The 13,213-nt window shown below is 63.9% G+C and carries 25 protein-coding genes; 15 read left to right on the top strand and 10 right to left on the bottom strand.

Translation table 11 applies throughout. From position 1 onward, the window contains the following. Positions 1-271 precede the first annotated feature (271 nt). The 5 genes from EJ072_RS34555 to EJ072_RS36275 all read left to right on the top strand — a co-directional run bounded on the left by EJ072_RS34555 (position 272) and on the right by EJ072_RS36275 (position 3,547). Positions 272-556 carry a hypothetical protein gene (locus EJ072_RS34555; RefSeq protein ID WP_126083244.1) on the top strand — a complete coding sequence of 95 codons (285 nt, stop codon included), beginning with the start codon at positions 272-274 and terminating at the stop codon, positions 554-556. Then, entirely contained in the window at positions 526-711 is a 186-nt protein-coding gene (locus EJ072_RS34550; RefSeq protein ID WP_126083243.1) for a hypothetical protein, read from the top strand. The genes EJ072_RS34555 and EJ072_RS34550 overlap by 31 nt, the downstream gene beginning before the upstream one ends. Further along, on the top strand, positions 695-1,591 hold the full coding sequence (locus EJ072_RS34545; protein ID WP_189343166.1) for an HTTM domain-containing protein: 897 nt from the start codon (positions 695-697) through the stop codon (positions 1,589-1,591). The genes EJ072_RS34550 and EJ072_RS34545 overlap by 17 nt, the downstream gene beginning before the upstream one ends. Beyond that, positions 1,588-2,754 carry a hypothetical protein gene (locus EJ072_RS34540; RefSeq protein ID WP_126083241.1) on the top strand — a complete coding sequence of 389 codons (1,167 nt, stop codon included), beginning with the start codon at positions 1,588-1,590 and terminating at the stop codon, positions 2,752-2,754. The genes EJ072_RS34545 and EJ072_RS34540 overlap by 4 nt, the downstream gene beginning before the upstream one ends. Positions 2,755-2,929: 175 nt before the next feature. Next, positions 2,930-3,547: a hypothetical protein gene (locus EJ072_RS36275; RefSeq protein ID WP_189343165.1), complete on the top strand. Its 618-nt coding sequence runs from the start codon at positions 2,930-2,932 to the stop codon at positions 3,545-3,547. A gap of 181 nt (positions 3,548-3,728) precedes the next feature. Here EJ072_RS36275 and EJ072_RS34530 read toward each other — a convergent pair whose 3' ends face one another. Next, positions 3,729-4,199 carry an Lrp/AsnC family transcriptional regulator gene (locus EJ072_RS34530; RefSeq protein ID WP_126083240.1) on the bottom strand — a complete coding sequence of 157 codons (471 nt, stop codon included), beginning with the start codon at positions 4,197-4,199 and terminating at the stop codon, positions 3,729-3,731. Positions 4,200-4,332: 133 nt separating this feature from the next. On the opposite strand from EJ072_RS34530, the gene EJ072_RS34525 reads away from it, so the two are divergent. Together EJ072_RS34525 and EJ072_RS34520 are read left to right on the top strand one after the other, a co-directional pair. Continuing rightward, positions 4,333-5,088, top strand: coding sequence for a tryptophan 2,3-dioxygenase family protein (locus EJ072_RS34525; protein WP_126083239.1), 756 nt, complete (start codon positions 4,333-4,335; stop codon positions 5,086-5,088). A gap of 328 nt (positions 5,089-5,416) precedes the next feature. Further along, positions 5,417-5,836, top strand: coding sequence for a DoxX family protein (locus tag EJ072_RS34520; RefSeq protein WP_126083238.1), 420 nt, complete (start codon positions 5,417-5,419; stop codon positions 5,834-5,836). Between the two features lie 9 nt (positions 5,837-5,845). On the opposite strand, the gene EJ072_RS34515 is transcribed toward EJ072_RS34520, so the two are convergent. The 4 genes from EJ072_RS34515 to EJ072_RS34500 form a co-directional block, all read right to left on the bottom strand. Then, on the bottom strand, positions 5,846-6,151 hold the full coding sequence (locus EJ072_RS34515; protein ID WP_041001284.1) for a hypothetical protein: 306 nt from the start codon (positions 6,149-6,151) through the stop codon (positions 5,846-5,848). 75 nt (positions 6,152-6,226) lie between these two features. After that, complete coding sequence (locus tag EJ072_RS34510) at positions 6,227-6,496, bottom strand: hypothetical protein (protein WP_126083237.1); 270 nt, start codon at positions 6,494-6,496, stop codon at positions 6,227-6,229. Positions 6,497-6,731: 235 nt separating this feature from the next. Next, on the bottom strand, positions 6,732-7,265 hold the full coding sequence (locus EJ072_RS34505; RefSeq protein WP_245463270.1) for a hypothetical protein: 534 nt from the start codon (positions 7,263-7,265) through the stop codon (positions 6,732-6,734). Between the two features lie 135 nt (positions 7,266-7,400). Further along, complete coding sequence (locus tag EJ072_RS34500) at positions 7,401-7,718, bottom strand: hypothetical protein (RefSeq protein WP_126083236.1); 318 nt, start codon at positions 7,716-7,718, stop codon at positions 7,401-7,403. 368 nt (positions 7,719-8,086) lie between these two features. On the opposite strand from EJ072_RS34500, the gene EJ072_RS34495 reads away from it, so the two are divergent. From EJ072_RS34495 to msrA, 5 genes are all read left to right on the top strand, one after another. Next, complete coding sequence (locus EJ072_RS34495; protein WP_126083235.1) at positions 8,087-8,299, top strand: hypothetical protein; 213 nt, start codon at positions 8,087-8,089, stop codon at positions 8,297-8,299. Next, positions 8,296-8,535 carry an ABC transporter permease gene (locus tag EJ072_RS34490; protein WP_126083234.1) on the top strand — a complete coding sequence of 80 codons (240 nt, stop codon included), beginning with the start codon at positions 8,296-8,298 and terminating at the stop codon, positions 8,533-8,535. The genes EJ072_RS34495 and EJ072_RS34490 overlap by 4 nt, the downstream gene beginning before the upstream one ends. Further along, positions 8,520-8,714, top strand: a complete 195-nt coding sequence (locus tag EJ072_RS34485) for a hypothetical protein (protein ID WP_126061380.1) — start codon at positions 8,520-8,522, stop codon at positions 8,712-8,714. Before EJ072_RS34490 ends, EJ072_RS34485 begins: the two co-directional genes overlap by 16 nt. Continuing rightward, the gene (locus EJ072_RS34480; RefSeq protein WP_126083233.1) at positions 8,714-9,037 is read left to right on the top strand and encodes a hypothetical protein; all 324 of its coding nucleotides are present in this window, start codon (positions 8,714-8,716) and stop codon (positions 9,035-9,037) included. The genes EJ072_RS34485 and EJ072_RS34480 overlap by 1 nt, the downstream gene beginning before the upstream one ends. 97 nt (positions 9,038-9,134) lie before the next feature. Further along, on the top strand, positions 9,135-9,656 hold the full coding sequence (msrA, locus tag EJ072_RS34475) for a peptide-methionine (S)-S-oxide reductase MsrA (protein ID WP_126083232.1): 522 nt from the start codon (positions 9,135-9,137) through the stop codon (positions 9,654-9,656). A gap of 207 nt (positions 9,657-9,863) precedes the next feature. Here msrA and EJ072_RS34470 read toward each other — a convergent pair whose 3' ends face one another. After that, a complete protein-coding gene (locus EJ072_RS34470; RefSeq protein ID WP_126083231.1) occupies positions 9,864-10,058 on the bottom strand; it encodes a hypothetical protein in 195 nt (64 codons plus the stop codon). Positions 10,059-10,227: 169 nt separating this feature from the next. Here EJ072_RS34470 and EJ072_RS34465 point away from each other — a divergent pair, with 169 nt between their 5' ends. Beyond that, positions 10,228-10,488, top strand: coding sequence for a hypothetical protein (locus EJ072_RS34465; RefSeq protein WP_126083230.1), 261 nt, complete (start codon positions 10,228-10,230; stop codon positions 10,486-10,488). A gap of 26 nt (positions 10,489-10,514) precedes the next feature. Here the strand turns inward: EJ072_RS34465 and EJ072_RS34460 are convergent, their stop codons facing one another. The 4 genes from EJ072_RS34460 to EJ072_RS34445 form a co-directional block, all read right to left on the bottom strand. Further along, the gene (locus tag EJ072_RS34460) at positions 10,515-11,030 is read right to left on the bottom strand and encodes a PAS domain-containing protein (protein ID WP_126083229.1); all 516 of its coding nucleotides are present in this window, start codon (positions 11,028-11,030) and stop codon (positions 10,515-10,517) included. 564 nt (positions 11,031-11,594) lie between these two features. After that, on the bottom strand, positions 11,595-12,035 hold the full coding sequence (locus EJ072_RS34455; protein ID WP_126083228.1) for a GFA family protein: 441 nt from the start codon (positions 12,033-12,035) through the stop codon (positions 11,595-11,597). Between the two features lie 115 nt (positions 12,036-12,150). Then, on the bottom strand, positions 12,151-12,459 hold the full coding sequence (locus tag EJ072_RS34450) for a hypothetical protein (RefSeq protein WP_245467108.1): 309 nt from the start codon (positions 12,457-12,459) through the stop codon (positions 12,151-12,153). Between the two features lie 44 nt (positions 12,460-12,503). After that, the gene (locus tag EJ072_RS34445) at positions 12,504-12,671 is read right to left on the bottom strand and encodes a Thivi_2564 family membrane protein (protein WP_126083227.1); all 168 of its coding nucleotides are present in this window, start codon (positions 12,669-12,671) and stop codon (positions 12,504-12,506) included. 144 nt (positions 12,672-12,815) lie between these two features. On the opposite strand from EJ072_RS34445, the gene EJ072_RS36270 reads away from it, so the two are divergent. Both EJ072_RS36270 and EJ072_RS34440 read left to right on the top strand, forming a co-directional pair. Further along, on the top strand, positions 12,816-12,953 hold the full coding sequence (locus EJ072_RS36270) for a hypothetical protein (RefSeq protein ID WP_189342065.1): 138 nt from the start codon (positions 12,816-12,818) through the stop codon (positions 12,951-12,953). A 92-nt stretch (positions 12,954-13,045) separates the two neighbouring features. Next, positions 13,046-13,210, top strand: a complete 165-nt coding sequence (locus tag EJ072_RS34440; protein WP_082048942.1) for a DUF3309 family protein — start codon at positions 13,046-13,048, stop codon at positions 13,208-13,210. The last annotated feature ends 3 nt before the right edge of the window (positions 13,211-13,213 follow it).

Here is a 13,213-nt window from a genome sequence, read left to right as displayed (position 1 = left end):
AGCCTCGCACAGCCCGGTCATTGTTCGAGCTCTCCGCTGCCCTGAAGCGGAGGATGGGAGGAGCCAGCCTTTAGCTGGCGGGCAAAAGGCAGGCCACTTGGCCCGTTGCGCGGACCGCAGGCTGCTGCGACGGGCCAAGGTGGTCTGACCCAAAAGGCGGCCCATGTCGCCTGCTTGTTGGCCTTTCCGACCTACGCATAGCCCTGACTTTTTCTGGGACGATCGAGGACCGGGCGTTGAACCGGTCTATGATCGCGACGGAGGTGCGCGGGTGGCGGATATCATCTCAATCAGGATAGGTGCGCGGCCTGCCGGTCGGCTTTCGGCGGCACGCTTGCGGCTTTGCGCTTTCATGGCGATCGCGGGCTTCATGATCGCCGGCCCGGCCGCGGAGCAGGTCTTCGGGGTACAATCGCCGTGGCTGCGTTCCTGGACCATGTTCAGCGCGATCGGGCTGGACGTCATCGACGCTTCCTTCGAAATCCGCGGCCCGACGGCGCGCTTGTCCCGCTCGACCGTTTCGGGATGCTCGGCGCGCCCCGCAACGGCGGGCTGAAGTGGATCCAGAACCGAGAGGACCTGGCTTCCGTCATCAAGCGGCTCTGCACGGTCGCAGGGCAGGGCGCCGACATCCGTGTCCGCGCCCGGCTGGGCACGCGCGGCGGCTGGCAGACGATCCATACCGATGCCGAAAATGCCTGCGCCGACTGACGCCATCGCCGACTGGCGTCCGACGCCGGCCATGGCGGCGCGCTTCGCCGCCTGGGCGGCCGGCACGAAAGGCTCGTCGCGTTCGTCCGCGCTGATCCGCATCGGCCTGGCGATGCTGTTCTGGTCGCGCTGGGCGGGCGAGCTGCTGCTCTATAGGGACCAGTCGCCGGCCGGCCTGTTTCTCGCCGCCAACTTCTTCCTCGCCACGATCCTGCTCTTCGTCGGCTATCACAGCCGTCTCGCCGCCGTCTGGACCGGCTCGGTCGGGCTGGCGATGTATTACTACTTCGGCTTTGATCTCGGCCGCGAGCCCTGGACCCACCACCATGCCTATCTGCTTGCCGTCGCGGCGCTCCTGATCGCGCTCACCCCTTGCGACCGCTCCTATTCGCTGGACCGCTATTTGGCGGTGACGCGGGCCGAGCGCTTGGGCGTTCCGCCGCCGGCGGAGCGCGGCAATCTGTGGGGGCTGCGGCTGATCGTGGTGCAGCTCTCGGTGCTCTATTTCTTCGCCGCCTTCGACAAGTCGAACCACGCTTTTCTGAGCGGCGCGCGGCTCGAGCAGATATTCCTCTGGTTTTACGCCGGTTCGGACTATCCGTCCGGCCTTGCCTGGCTTGCCACCATCGTGTCCGTCGCCGTGGTCGTGCTCGAATATGGCCTTGCCTTCGGCCTGCCGTTTCGCGCCACGAGGCGCTATCTGGTCCTGCCGGGCCTGGCCTTCCACGCCATCATCTATGTGACGCTGCCGGTCTACACGTTCAGCGCCACCATGGCGTTGCTCTATCTCGCTTATTTCGATGCCGATGCCGTGGACAGGGTGATCGCGCGTCTCCAGGGGATCGGATCGGCGGCGACCGCCGGAGGGGAAATTTCGTGAAGCGTGGTTCGTTGTTCCCGGGCGCGGTCGTCGCCGCCGCCGGCTTGGCCATGGTCTGCGGCGTGGCCCGTGCCGGCGATGCGAATGACTATTATCCCAGGCGGACATGGGATTCCTTCGCAGGCGGCCAGATGAACACATCGCTGCTGGTGTTCCGCGACCTCAACAGGAACGGCGTCTACGATCTGGGCGACCGGCCGATGTCGCGCGTGGCTGTCGAGCTCGACAGGCCGAACGCCGGCACCATCATGCGACTGACCAATGCCGGCGGCTTCGCCAACTTCCGCATGTCGGCCATGCACCGCGATTTCGAAGTCGTCGATCCCGGGCACTATGCGTTCCGCGTGGTGCCGCCGCCAGTCTATTCGGTCACCACCGGCAACGCCTCGCAGGAAAGCGACTATGTCGTTTCGCCCGGATCGCCGGGCGACTTGATTGCAAAGACCACGACCCACCCCGTCGGGCTTGCGGCGGATCTGACGATCAGCGGCGCGGTCGCCGCCGGGGCGCGCGTTTCGCTGACAGGGCCGGATGGCGTCGGCATCGCCGCCAAGGTCGGTCCGGACGGGCGCTTCAGCGCAGCCGTGGCGCCCGGCGAATGGCTGGTCGATTTCTCGGCCGCCGGGGCGACCGAGCGGCGGCATGTCGTGGTCGGCGCGGCGCCGGTGGTGCTCTCGACGTTCTCCGGCAAGGGCGGACCGGCCGAGGCGCCGCTGCCCCAGGAGCATGTCGTCGGCTTCGACGACCTGATGACGTCGCCCGGCGTGTTCGAGGTCCCGTCAGGCTATGGCGGGCTCAACTGGTACAATCTCGTTGCCATGCACCAGCGCTTCACCGACGGCCCGGGCTACGTCAACACCACCATGTCGGGCGAATTCATCGCCTACAACAGCTCAGGCCATCCCGCGCAGGTGTTCAGCGACAAACCGTTCGATTTCACCGGCGCCTATTTCGGCGCCGGCTGGGACGACGCTGAGGGCGAGACGCTCATCCTCAAGGCCTGGCGGGGCGATGAGCCAGCCTATGAGGATCGACTGACGCTGTCCGCCAACGGTCTGGTCTATTTCGCGGCCGACTACAGGCGCATCACGCGGCTCGAGATCCGCACGCAGCACTACTGGCAGGCCGCTATCGACGATTTCGCCTACCGCACCGGCCCATAGGGCGGTTCATCGCGCCGCCGGAGCGGCGAGCCGGAACAGGAAACTGGAAGGACGTTGCTTTCTGCCGCTCCGGCGCGCGGCGCTTCGAGGTCAAGCGGCGGCGTCAGCAAGACACTCGCGGGGATGATCCGCAGGAGCGGGGCCCGCCATCCGAATGGCCGACATTGGAGTCGTGATGGCCGCCGCCATGGCCGCCATTGCTGCCGCCGTTTCCAGCGTTACCACCATTGCCGCCACTGTTTCCGGTGCCGCCGCCATTGCTCCCGCCGTTTCCGGCGCTACCGCCGTTGCCGCCACCGTTTCCGGCGCCCCCGCCATTGCCGCCGCCGTTTCCGGTGCCGCCGCCATTGCCGCCACCGTTTCCGCCGCCATTCCCTCCGTTGCCGCCATTCCCTCCGTTGCCGCCATTCCCTCCGTTGCCGCCGTTCCCTCCATTGCCACCGTTTCCGCCGTTGCCACCGTTACCGCCATTCCCTCCATTGCCGCCGTTCCCTCCGTTCCCTCCGTTGCCGCCGTTCCCGCCATTGCCGCCGTTCCCGCCACCGTTGCCACCGCCATTTCCGCCACCGTTGCCGCCATTGGCCGCCAGAAGCGCGCGCTTGGCGTCCTGCAGCATGGCTTTCGCATCCGGCTGGTGGAGCTCGTCTCGCGGCTCTGGGAGGACCGACGCGGCATGGCTCGAAGTGGCCGCCGGCAGCAGCATGGCCGATGCCAGAAGCGCCGTGGCCAGCGTATTTCTCGGAAGGGAAAGGCGCGCGAAATCGGCCGTCGAGGCGAATTCGAGAATCCGTAAGCCTCGCGCCGGCCATCGCCGGGCAGCCTGCGCCCTGATCTTCATTGAGATGAACCCGCCACCGCCGTACCCCCGTCGCGACTATAGACAGGTTCGATGCCCGTTCTCGATCATCCCAGAAAAAGTCAGGGCTTCGCGCGCCTCCACGGCCGGCGCGCTCAGGCCATTCGGTGTGCTCGCCTTATCCCCTCAGCGCACGCGCCGCCGCCTCGGCAAAGGAGATGTCGCCCTTGATCTCGCGCATCGCCATCGAGGTCACCGTGCGGCGCACGCCGGGCAGGCGGCTGAGCTCCTCGCGCAGCATGCGGTCGAGCGCCATCATATCGACGGTAACGATCTGCAGGAGATAGTCGGCTTCGCCCGTGGTGGCGTAGCAGCGGCGGATCAGCGGGTGCGTCTTCACCGCCGCCTCGAAGGCGTCGGACACCTCGAAGTCGATCGACACCTGGATGAAGGCCTCGATGCCGAAGCCGATCCTGGCCGGGTCGATGCGGGTCGAATATCCACGGATGACGCCTGCCTCTTCCAGCGCCTTCACGCGCTTCCAGCACGGCGTCTTGCTCAAGCCGACCTCCTCTGCCAGCTCGCCGAAGGAGATCCGCGCATCGCGCTCGAGCGCGGCGACTATTTTGCGGTCCAGGGCATCCAGCACAGTTCGTTCTCCATTGATGCGGGAAGGAGCGATAATCGTCCTTCATTTCATGCCATTTGGATAACAGAAAGGAACAATGTTCAAGCCGGAAGCGCTATCCTTGTGGCGCGGTCATGCCCGAGGAGGATGAGCCATGGACAAGACGGACTATCACGCCCGGATCGAGGCGCCCGAGATGCGCGACTACGGCGTATATCTGAAATGCGACCAGCTGCTCGCCTGCCAGAAGCCGCTGGCCGAGATGGTCAACGCCGACGAATTGCAGTTCCAGATCGTGCACCAGGTCGAGGAGCTGTGGATGAAGCTCATCGCCTACACGCTGGTCGATGTGCTCGACTACCTGGAGAAACAGGACACCCATCGCATCGTCACGCTGATGGGCCGCGTGCACCGGCTGATGCGTATGATGACGGCGCAGCTCGATCTGCTGGAGACCATGTCGCCCAAGGAGTATCAGCAGATCCGCCTGCAGCTCGGCAATGGCAGCGGCCAGGAATCGCCCGGCTTCAAGTTCCTGCTGCGCCTGCCGCCGGACCTTTGGCGGGCCTTCAGGCATGCCTATCTCGATGGCCGCGGGCTGACCGTGGCGGATATCTATGACGAGCATTACGACCACGGCGACGCCTATGTCGTGGCCGAGGCGCTGATCGAGTTCGACGAGCTGTTCCAGAAATTTCGCGCCAACCACCTCTATCTGATCCACCGCTCGATCGGGCTGGGCTCGAAGTCGCTGAAGGGCCGCCCGGTGGAGATGCTGGAAGGCGGCGCCCGCCACCGCTTCTTCCCCGAGCTGTGGGATATCCGTTGCGACATGACCGACCGCTGGGGCGCCGAATACGGCACCGTGCGGGACTCGATCAGCCATCCGGCGCAGGTGAAGGCCGGCTGAGCCTTCTTCCTCGCCCCGCGCGAAGCGGGGGGAGAGGTGGCGCGGCGAAGCCGCGACGGAGAGGGGCCTTCGTAGAGCTAAAGCATGTCTCGCTAAAGCGCATGGAGCGAACCCGAGAGATCGTGTCGCGATTTAGAACCTCGGGCGCGCCACACCGTGCTTCTTCCTCTGTCGCCGGCGCTGCCCCCTCTCCGACCGCTTCGCGGCCACCTCTCCCCCGCGTTGCGGGGGCGAGGAAGAGGGCGCTCCAACAATTTTCCTACCCCCTGTCGGAACCAGCGCCCTTCGTCCGTCCTTGGGGCATCAACAGACAACCCGGAGGACACTCGTGGAAACCCAATCGACCTGGCAGACCGCCGCCATTCTCATCGCTCGCCTGATCTTCGCTGCTATGTTCGCGATGGGCGTCGCCTTCAAGCTGATGGATATGGGCGCCACCGCCGGCTACATCGCCGCCGCCGGCTTCCCGTTCCCGCTGTTCCTGGCCTGGTGCGCGGCGATCCTCGAGACGCTGCTGGTGATCGCTTTCCTTACCGGCGCTTATCTGTCGCCGTTGGCGCTGATCGGCGCGGTCTATGTCGTCTTCCTCGGCTTTGCCTTCCACGGCCCGTCGCACTGGCCCGGAAACCAGGCCGAGTTCGGCGCCTTCATGTCGCACTTCCCCTTCGCCGCCGGCCTGCTCTACGCCGCGGCGCACGGCCCGGGCACTGTGCTGGCCCTGCGCCACGGCTGGCCGGGGAGGGCATGACCTTTCCCCTCACATCTGGTCGTTATATGGCTCCTTCATCTGGCCGACCATGCGGGCCAGCTTCGAGAAGGACGGCATGTCCGCCTCGGGCTGGCACTGGTTGGCGAGCTCGAGCAGGCGGATCGGGAAATTGATGGCGTCGCGGTTCGAGGCCGAGATCGCCTCCGAGCGCTCCTCGCCGGTCTCACCGGCCTCGGCCTTGCGCAGCGCGATGTCGATTTCCTCGACGGTGAGCACACCTTTCTTGACCAGCACGTGGTTGATCGCTGCGACGGCCATCAGCAGGCCCTCGAGTTGGAGATTGGCGACGTTCATGGCGTTCCTCCCATTGACCTCGCCACAAGAACGCATGAGCGGCGTTTCCGATCCGGCGGGAAGGCTTGCGCGGCTCTACGCCTCCATCAGCCGCTCGCCATACTCGCTCCAGAGCTGCCTGATCTCGCGGTTGCCGAGCGGCGGCGTCTGGCGGTCGCCGTAGAAGATGGCGACGGCGCTGAGGTCGTACTGGCCGTCGGCCTGGGCGATGAAGCGGATCGCCTCGCCGAGTGGTCTCGAATGAAAGAACGGATCGGCCTGGCCTCTGCCAAGGCTGCGAACGCCCGAAATGCTTGCAGGCACATGCCGCATCCGAAAGACGGATGCCATGGCAGGTCTGTCCATGCCGCTCTCCGCGATTCCCCGGGGGATGATCCCATAAGCTCCTGCTAATGACCAGCCCGGGACAACCGGCCACAGCAAAAGGATGGGGACGACACAACCTTGAAATGAAAAAGCCCGGCATCCAAAAGAGAAGGCCGGGCGCGCCGGCCCGGCCTTCTCTCCGCGCGGCCGCCGCAAGGCAGCCTTCGCTTACTACCGTTGATCGGCCCGGCAGCGCGAGCCGGACCGGAAATGCCTATCTGCGCCAGCGATGCAGCCAGTCCGGCTCTGGGTCCGGGTTCCGGCTGATCGCCATGCCGGCCAGCAGCCCGACGAGGCCGCCGATCAGCATGGCCGTCGAGAAGGTGCCCGGGTTCTGCTGCACGGTTTCCGAAACGCTCTGCGCCTGGCTGCGTAATTGGCTTGCCGCGCGCGACGCGCGGCCGGAGGCACCGCTGTAGAGGTTCGATGCGCGATCCGCCGCGCCGCTATATAGGTTCGACGCGCTGTCGGCTGCGCTCTGGTACCAGCCCTGCGCGGTCTCGGACGCTTCCTCGGCCTGCTCGGAAAGGGCGCGGTTCAGGCGGTTTACCTCGCGCTTCAACTCCGCGATCTGCTTCTTCATCGCCGCTTCGGATGCCCTGGCGTTGCCGCGCGATGCGGCGCCACTGCGCGACGCGCCGCTGCTGCGCGAAGCGGCGTTACGGGGACGCGCTTCGCTGGCTGGGCTAGTGCTCGAGGTGCCGGCGCCGTTTGCTGCGCCACCGCTGCTGCTTTCATTGTCTGCCATGGGTTTCTCCTTTGTGCCCCTTGCAACGGTCGGAAGGCCGCATGGTTCCGACCGCCCTTGCCGAGCCGGTGAAGCTGGCTCCAACACAAAGGACGTGGAGCTGCTCCACGGCCTTTGCGAGCGCGAGTGGCAGGCCTACTTGCCGCAATTGTTATCGTTGACGTTCGGCTGCACCGTCGTGGCAGCGGTGTTGTTGGCATCGCCCTGCGCCCCCTGTGGGCTGTTCGGGCAGTTCTTGTCGGCGTTGGAATTCATATCGCCGCCGGTGACGCTGCCGGTCGTGCCGGTGTCGGGCGCCATCTGGTCAGGCGGCGGGGTGGCCGGCGTCCTCGGCTCGACTGTGATGCTTTGGCCGCTGCCGGCCGAGTTATCGGGCGAGTTCGCGGTCTGGGCCATCGCCGCCGTGGCGAGGCCGATTGTCAGGGCCGAAGCCGCGAGAATCTTCGTAAGCATGATTCTTCTCCTCTGTTTCGAGACGATTCGTCTGTTGCAGGGTCTGTCGCGTCTGCGACTGAGGGTGGAACCCGTCGGACCACGGTTGGTTCCGACAAAAACTCGCGCGGCTTTTGCCTGCGGTTCAATCCCTGGCTGTGGCGCATCGGGTTTTTTGCCAGCAGGTCTGGGACAAAGGCTGGTTTCAGGAGGATAGGAAAATATGCCTGCAACCTCTTGCCCGGTGTGGGCAGCTATGCTACTATTTTGTCCATGGTGCTGATTTGCGCCAACGACCCGCCGCGAGGCGGGTTTTGTTTTTCGGTCATCCATTTCCTTCGAGCGCTGGCGCGATTGAGCGCGGCCCCACTATTCCGCCCCGAGGCTCCATGCCACGCTACGCCACCATCATCACCGCCGATGACGGCGCCGAGATCGTCAGCGCCATCGGCGCGTTCGAGGGCGCGGACCCGCCGCGCCGCACCGGGCGCGTCGAGCAGGTCGCGCCGGGCGTGCGCATCGGCATTGAAGCCGCCAGGCCGTATGCAATCGTAGGCGCCGCCTGTTTCATCGCCGGTCTTCTCATCGGAGTGCTGCTATGAGCGCTCTGCTGGCATGGCTTCTCACCAATCCGACGATCCTGGCCATCGGCGCCGGCGTTGTCGGCGCGCTCGGCTGGGGCTTTCACCAGCGCCTTGCGGGCGCAAGGGCCGAACGCGGCAAGCAGGCAGAAGCCGAGGCCGCGGCCCGCAATATCGCCGACCAGGTCGACAACGACGTCGGCGCCTTGCCGCCTGAAGCGGTCAGGAAGGAGCTGAAGTCATGGGCAAGGGATTGATCCTCGCAGCCACCGTCGCCGCGCTTGCCGGCTGCACGACGGCTAGGGGCGGTTTCTGCGCCGCCGCCGCGCCGATGCGCCTCTCCGCCAGGGCCGTCGAAACGCTGTCGGATCAGGAGGCGAGGGCGCTGCTTGCGCACAATCGCAAGGGCGAGAAGCTCTGTGGCTGGAGGCCGTGATGCATGACATTTTCGATCTGCTGGGCATCAAGGGCCAGGTCGTGGCGGCGGGGCTCGCCGGCGGCGTGTTGCGGTCGCTGTCGCGCCATCGCTACAAGCTGCGGGAGATGATCGCCTCGCCCATCTGCGGCGCCCTGGCCGCCGCCTATCTGACATTGCCTGCCGTCGCCTGGGTTCAGGCAAGCGGCCTGCCGATGCCCGACGGCGCCGACGACACTACCACGCTCGCCGCCGCCTTCCTGATTGGGGTCTCGGCCATGTGGATTTCGGACATCGTCTTCGAGCTGGCAATCCGACGGTTCAGGCCGACTTCGGACCCCTGATCGCGCAGGTTCGAAATCGTGGCCGGCATGTTCCCCGGGGCGCTGGAAGAACCCGGCCACAACGCCTATCTATGGAGCAATCCAAAGGAGGTTTGACATGGCTTCTTCCACCGAGCGCGCAGTCCTTGCCGGCGGCTGCTTCTGGGGCATGCAGGATCTGATCCGGCGCTTGCCCGGCGTGGTTTCAACCCGGGTCGGCTACAGCGGCGGCGATGTCGCCAACGCGACCTATCGCAATCACGGCACTCACGCCGAGGCAATCGAAATCATCTTCGATCCGGCCAGGACCAGTTTCCGCACGCTGCTCGAATTCTTCTTCCAGATCCACGATCCGACGACGAAGAACCGCCAGGGCAACGACATCGGCATGAGCTATCGCTCGGCAATCTACTACACGAGCGACGAGCAGAAGCGGATCGCCGAGGATACGATCGCCGACGTCGATGCGTCCGGCCTGTGGCCCGGCAAGGTCGTCACCGAGCTTGCTCCGGTAGGCGCCTTCTGGGAAGCCGAGCCCGAGCATCAGGACTATCTGGAACGCTATCCCAACGGCTACACCTGCCACTTCGCGCGGCCGGGGTGGAAGCTTCCGGTCCGCCAGAAGGCTGCCGCATCGTAGATCGGCGGCGAGGCTATCGCATTTAGCCTTGCTCATCCAAGTAAGCCCGCCATGCCGAAGAGGCATGGCGGGCTTTCTTGCGTTCAGGATGTGCTGCGCTGGGCTTGCGCTACTCAGCCTCTGGCGCAAACGCTGAACCGCTCCAGCTATCGATCCCGGCAATTCCGCACGGAAAACCGCGGCGAGCATCAAATTGCCTTGGGCGGCTCAGCCCTTAGCGCGGCGGCTTTCATGTTCGTGGTTGCCGATCCAGTGGGCGCGGATGCGGTCGCTGGCCTCGAGATAAGCCATGTCGATGAGATAGGTCAGGAGTTTTTCGCCGTCGGCTTCGGCCTTCTGGCGAAGTTCCCGCAATATCCCCTGCGCAAACTGCAGGTTTTCCATTTTGCTAGGCTGGTCCATGGGTGCCCCCCAAATGTCTGCGCGGTAAGTCTGGATCACTATGCTTGCATGAAAGTTGTGACACCGTGCGCGGTGCGGCTGCACGGGGTTGCACCGACGCCCGCCCAACGAACCTGTTGGACATCGTGCGGAAATGTCGATATTTTACGCGCCCAATCGGATAGCGAGCATGAACGAAGACGAGGGCAGCACTTCTGACAAGTTGCAAGCCATGCTTGACGCGATTGCCAGGAGCGAGCCTTCGTTCGAGAACGGGCAAGTCGATTTCGGCCGCTTGAAAGCCGATGCCGCCCGGGCAGCCGGGGTGCTGATCGAATTTTACGGCGACGCGGCGCTTGAGCGCGCCAAGCTTATCGAGCACCGATCGCCCCAATCGCATTTCGCGCGCATGGTCACGGCTGAGGTCGGCAGACGCGGCAAGCGAAGCTGACCCGCAAACGATCGGCGAAAGCTGCCTCAGGACGATCTTCGCCTCCTCAGCCTTCCGTCAAGCCGTTGCTCGACCTCTTCCTCGACGTTGTCCAGAAGATAGGACAACAGGTCGTGTCCGATCGATCGCGCGATGTCCCTGGCCTGTTCGACGTGATTGTGCATCTCGCGCAGCGACTGTTCCTCGCAGGTGGCATCCTTCGTCAGATCGACGAACCAGCCAGGGTAGAGCGCTGCCTCGCCCACACCGTCTACGCAGCATTGGCCCACAGCCAGGATCTTGCGCAGCCCCATCTTTTCCGACCGGACCCTGTAGACTTCCCTGAAGCCAGATTTGCGTTCTATCGCCTTGCGGATCGCCAATCGGACCCTGGGCCGGTCATCCACATCGATGCTTTGCATGCATCGTTCCAGCGACGCGCCATGCGAGAATTCGTCGAGGGTCAGCCCGAAATAATCTGAAAGGTTGGCGTCGCCATAGACGCGGTCACGCTTGACGTCCCAGGTCCAAAACCCGTCAATCGGTGGATACCGCAAATGCATGTTTTGGTCGTGTTCAGGCGCCGACGTCATGAAAACCGCCCCGTCCGGTTTCAAGATTCGGCAGCACTATGTAGCAAAAAATGAAAGAAACAAAGGTGGCCTTTTGTACAAGGTTCGAAATCATAAGGCCTACTGCCTGTGGCAAGTCCGAGCGTCATATTTTGATACTACCAGAAAGCAATGGTCTAAAAAATTTCTTAAGCTTAAAGAATTTTGACTTCGATATTGCAACTGCAGCTTGGTATTTCACGCGCTGAACACAAGCGGTCGGCAGGAGAGCAAACCAAAAGGTTGTATTGCGAAAGAGGGATGGCTAAAAATTCTTGCGTTCCGCAAAGCGGATAAAACGCCATGAATGTCGCTGCCTGAAACGTGCAGGTGACGACTCACCCTGAATGCTACCGGCGGCTGATTGACCGGCAAACCTACCGGTGGTTGAAACAGAGTGAGCTTGGAGAAAAGCCTGGCATCTAAATCTGCACCCGGGCCTTTCCGGGTGGCGCCGAAGGGTTCCCTGGACCGGAGGTCATTGCCGTTCAGGCTTAAGTCCGACAGTGATCCAACCTAGGCCGACTCCTGCCGCGGCTCCGGGTCCGTTTCATTGCCGGCGGCCGAATCAGCGGCGACCCGGTCATGCTCGAACTGATGCGCCGCGGGGAGGGCCTGCAGCCAGGATTCGCGCCGCCCGATCCAGAGCTCATAGTCCGGCACCAGCCCCTCGGTCGGCGCGACGTCAAGGCTGCCGATCGTGACCTCGACTTCCTCTTCTCCAACGAATGGAACGCGGCTTCCGCAGGTGGGGCAAAAACTTCGAGCGCCATAGGTGCTGGTGATCCCGCTGGCTTCGAACGCTTGAAGCGGCCATACGGCATAGGCATGGAAAGCCGATCCGCTTGTCTTGCGGCAATCCTTGCAGTGGCAGAGGCCTACCCGGCGTGGCTCGCCGGCCACGCGGAACTGCACGCCGCCGCACAAGCAACTGCCGGTGCGCGCGATTTCAGGCATTTGCCGTTCCTCCCGCTGTTACACGCAGAACAAAGTCGCGGCCGGCCAGTTCTGCCGCTGGCCCGTACAACCCGTATGGGGTTGCTATGGTTCCGCGCGGGACCGCAAGAGGCGGCTATCGGTCGGGAAGGTCGACCGGCTCCTCGCACCGATAGACGCGGCACTCGCCGTCCTTGGCGGGAACGGTTGTTGATATTGGCACTTCCGGCCAGTCGCACTCATTGCCGAATTGCCGCACGAAGCGGTGATAAGTATCCGGACCGGTGGTCAAAACCACCGCATGGTCGCTTTTGATCAGCGCCTGCGTCTGCGCGCAGGTCATGGCGCGAGTATCCGGCCGGGCTTGGGCGGCGCTCGCGGCGCACAGCAGCGTGGCGGCGCTCAACAAGTTGCCGGCGAGGCGTGCGATCGACAGGGTTCTCATGGACACCGGGCTTCGGGGTTTTCCGTGCCGAATATGGACCGCGGCTAAAAGACCGCAAGATATTTGAGCAACGATATGATTCCGATGATGATGACGATGATCTGCGCGATCTGTCGCGTGCGGGCATCGAGTGGCAAGCGCTGCACGAGATAGAGCACCAGGATCACCACCAGGAAGGTGATCAGGATGCCGATGAGTACCGACGCGCCCATAAGGGAGCCTCCGTTATCGCCAGGATTGCCCAAACTGGGCCGCCCCCAAACGTTGCGCGTCTGAAAAAGGTTCCGCTAGGGCGAAGTGGAACGGGAAGTATCGCGCAGCGTTGTTCAGCACCTTTGAATATTCAGGATGCGAACATGAAGGACATCTTCAGCACCGCGGCCATCATTGTGTCGATCGCGATTGCGATTGCGCTCATGTTTTTGGTGCCGATCAGACTTGAAGCCAATCCCGGGCCGCCGATCGTGTCATCCCACTCGGCCAAGGCCGAATAGCATTGCCCGGAGCCGGGTGGAACATGCGCGCCCCTTGCGAGTTGATTTCGTGATGAAAAGCGCCGGCTTGCGCTCAGAGAGAGGAAAAGAACATGGGTCTCGGCACAATTCTTATCATTATTCTCATTCTGGCCTTGCTTGGCGGTTTCAGCGGCCTGGGCGGCGGGCCGTTCTACGGCACGGGCTATTATGGCGGCGGCGGTCTCGGGTTGGTTCTTGTCATCGTCATTATTCTGGTCGTGCTCGGACGGATCTAAGAA

The sequence above is a fragment of the Mesorhizobium sp. M2A.F.Ca.ET.046.03.2.1 genome (assembly GCF_003952425.1).
In the GTDB taxonomy this organism is placed as follows: domain Bacteria; phylum Pseudomonadota; class Alphaproteobacteria; order Rhizobiales; family Rhizobiaceae; genus Mesorhizobium.
The sequence above is the reverse complement of the archived record's forward strand: the minus strand, read 5'-3'. Positions and strand labels throughout refer to the sequence as shown.

Excerpts from the sequence above, each read along its gene's own strand:
- EJ072_RS34495 (WP_126083235.1), top strand. The coding sequence starts at position 8,087 with ATGCCACGCTACGCCACCATCATCACCGCCGATGACGGCGCCGAGATC.
- EJ072_RS34545 (WP_189343166.1), top strand. The coding sequence starts at position 695 with ATGCCTGCGCCGACTGACGCCATCGCCGACTGGCGTCCGACGCCGGCC.
- EJ072_RS34510 (WP_126083237.1), bottom strand. The coding sequence starts at position 6,496 with ATGGACAGACCTGCCATGGCATCCGTCTTTCGGATGCGGCATGTGCCT.
- EJ072_RS34485 (WP_126061380.1), top strand. The coding sequence starts at position 8,520 with ATGGGCAAGGGATTGATCCTCGCAGCCACCGTCGCCGCGCTTGCCGGC.
- EJ072_RS34505 (WP_245463270.1), bottom strand. The coding sequence starts at position 7,265 with ATGGCAGACAATGAAAGCAGCAGCGGTGGCGCAGCAAACGGCGCCGGC.
- EJ072_RS34445 (WP_126083227.1), bottom strand. The coding sequence starts at position 12,671 with ATGGGCGCGTCGGTACTCATCGGCATCCTGATCACCTTCCTGGTGGTG.
- EJ072_RS34550 (WP_126083243.1), top strand. The coding sequence starts at position 526 with ATGCTCGGCGCGCCCCGCAACGGCGGGCTGAAGTGGATCCAGAACCGA.
- EJ072_RS34500 (WP_126083236.1), bottom strand. The coding sequence starts at position 7,718 with ATGCTTACGAAGATTCTCGCGGCTTCGGCCCTGACAATCGGCCTCGCC.
- EJ072_RS34470 (WP_126083231.1), bottom strand. The coding sequence starts at position 10,058 with ATGGACCAGCCTAGCAAAATGGAAAACCTGCAGTTTGCGCAGGGGATA.
- EJ072_RS36275 (WP_189343165.1), top strand. The coding sequence starts at position 2,930 with ATGGCCGCCGCCATGGCCGCCATTGCTGCCGCCGTTTCCAGCGTTACC.
- EJ072_RS34440 (WP_082048942.1), top strand. The coding sequence starts at position 13,046 with ATGGGTCTCGGCACAATTCTTATCATTATTCTCATTCTGGCCTTGCTT.
- msrA (WP_126083232.1), top strand. The coding sequence starts at position 9,135 with ATGGCTTCTTCCACCGAGCGCGCAGTCCTTGCCGGCGGCTGCTTCTGG.
- EJ072_RS34455 (WP_126083228.1), bottom strand. The coding sequence starts at position 12,035 with ATGCCTGAAATCGCGCGCACCGGCAGTTGCTTGTGCGGCGGCGTGCAG.
- EJ072_RS34450 (WP_245467108.1), bottom strand. The coding sequence starts at position 12,459 with ATGAGAACCCTGTCGATCGCACGCCTCGCCGGCAACTTGTTGAGCGCC.
- EJ072_RS34490 (WP_126083234.1), top strand. The coding sequence starts at position 8,296 with ATGAGCGCTCTGCTGGCATGGCTTCTCACCAATCCGACGATCCTGGCC.
- EJ072_RS34480 (WP_126083233.1), top strand. The coding sequence starts at position 8,714 with ATGCATGACATTTTCGATCTGCTGGGCATCAAGGGCCAGGTCGTGGCG.
- EJ072_RS34465 (WP_126083230.1), top strand. The coding sequence starts at position 10,228 with ATGAACGAAGACGAGGGCAGCACTTCTGACAAGTTGCAAGCCATGCTT.
- EJ072_RS34460 (WP_126083229.1), bottom strand. The coding sequence starts at position 11,030 with ATGCATTTGCGGTATCCACCGATTGACGGGTTTTGGACCTGGGACGTC.
- EJ072_RS34515 (WP_041001284.1), bottom strand. The coding sequence starts at position 6,151 with ATGAACGTCGCCAATCTCCAACTCGAGGGCCTGCTGATGGCCGTCGCA.
- EJ072_RS36270 (WP_189342065.1), top strand. The coding sequence starts at position 12,816 with ATGAAGGACATCTTCAGCACCGCGGCCATCATTGTGTCGATCGCGATT.
- EJ072_RS34525 (WP_126083239.1), top strand. The coding sequence starts at position 4,333 with ATGGACAAGACGGACTATCACGCCCGGATCGAGGCGCCCGAGATGCGC.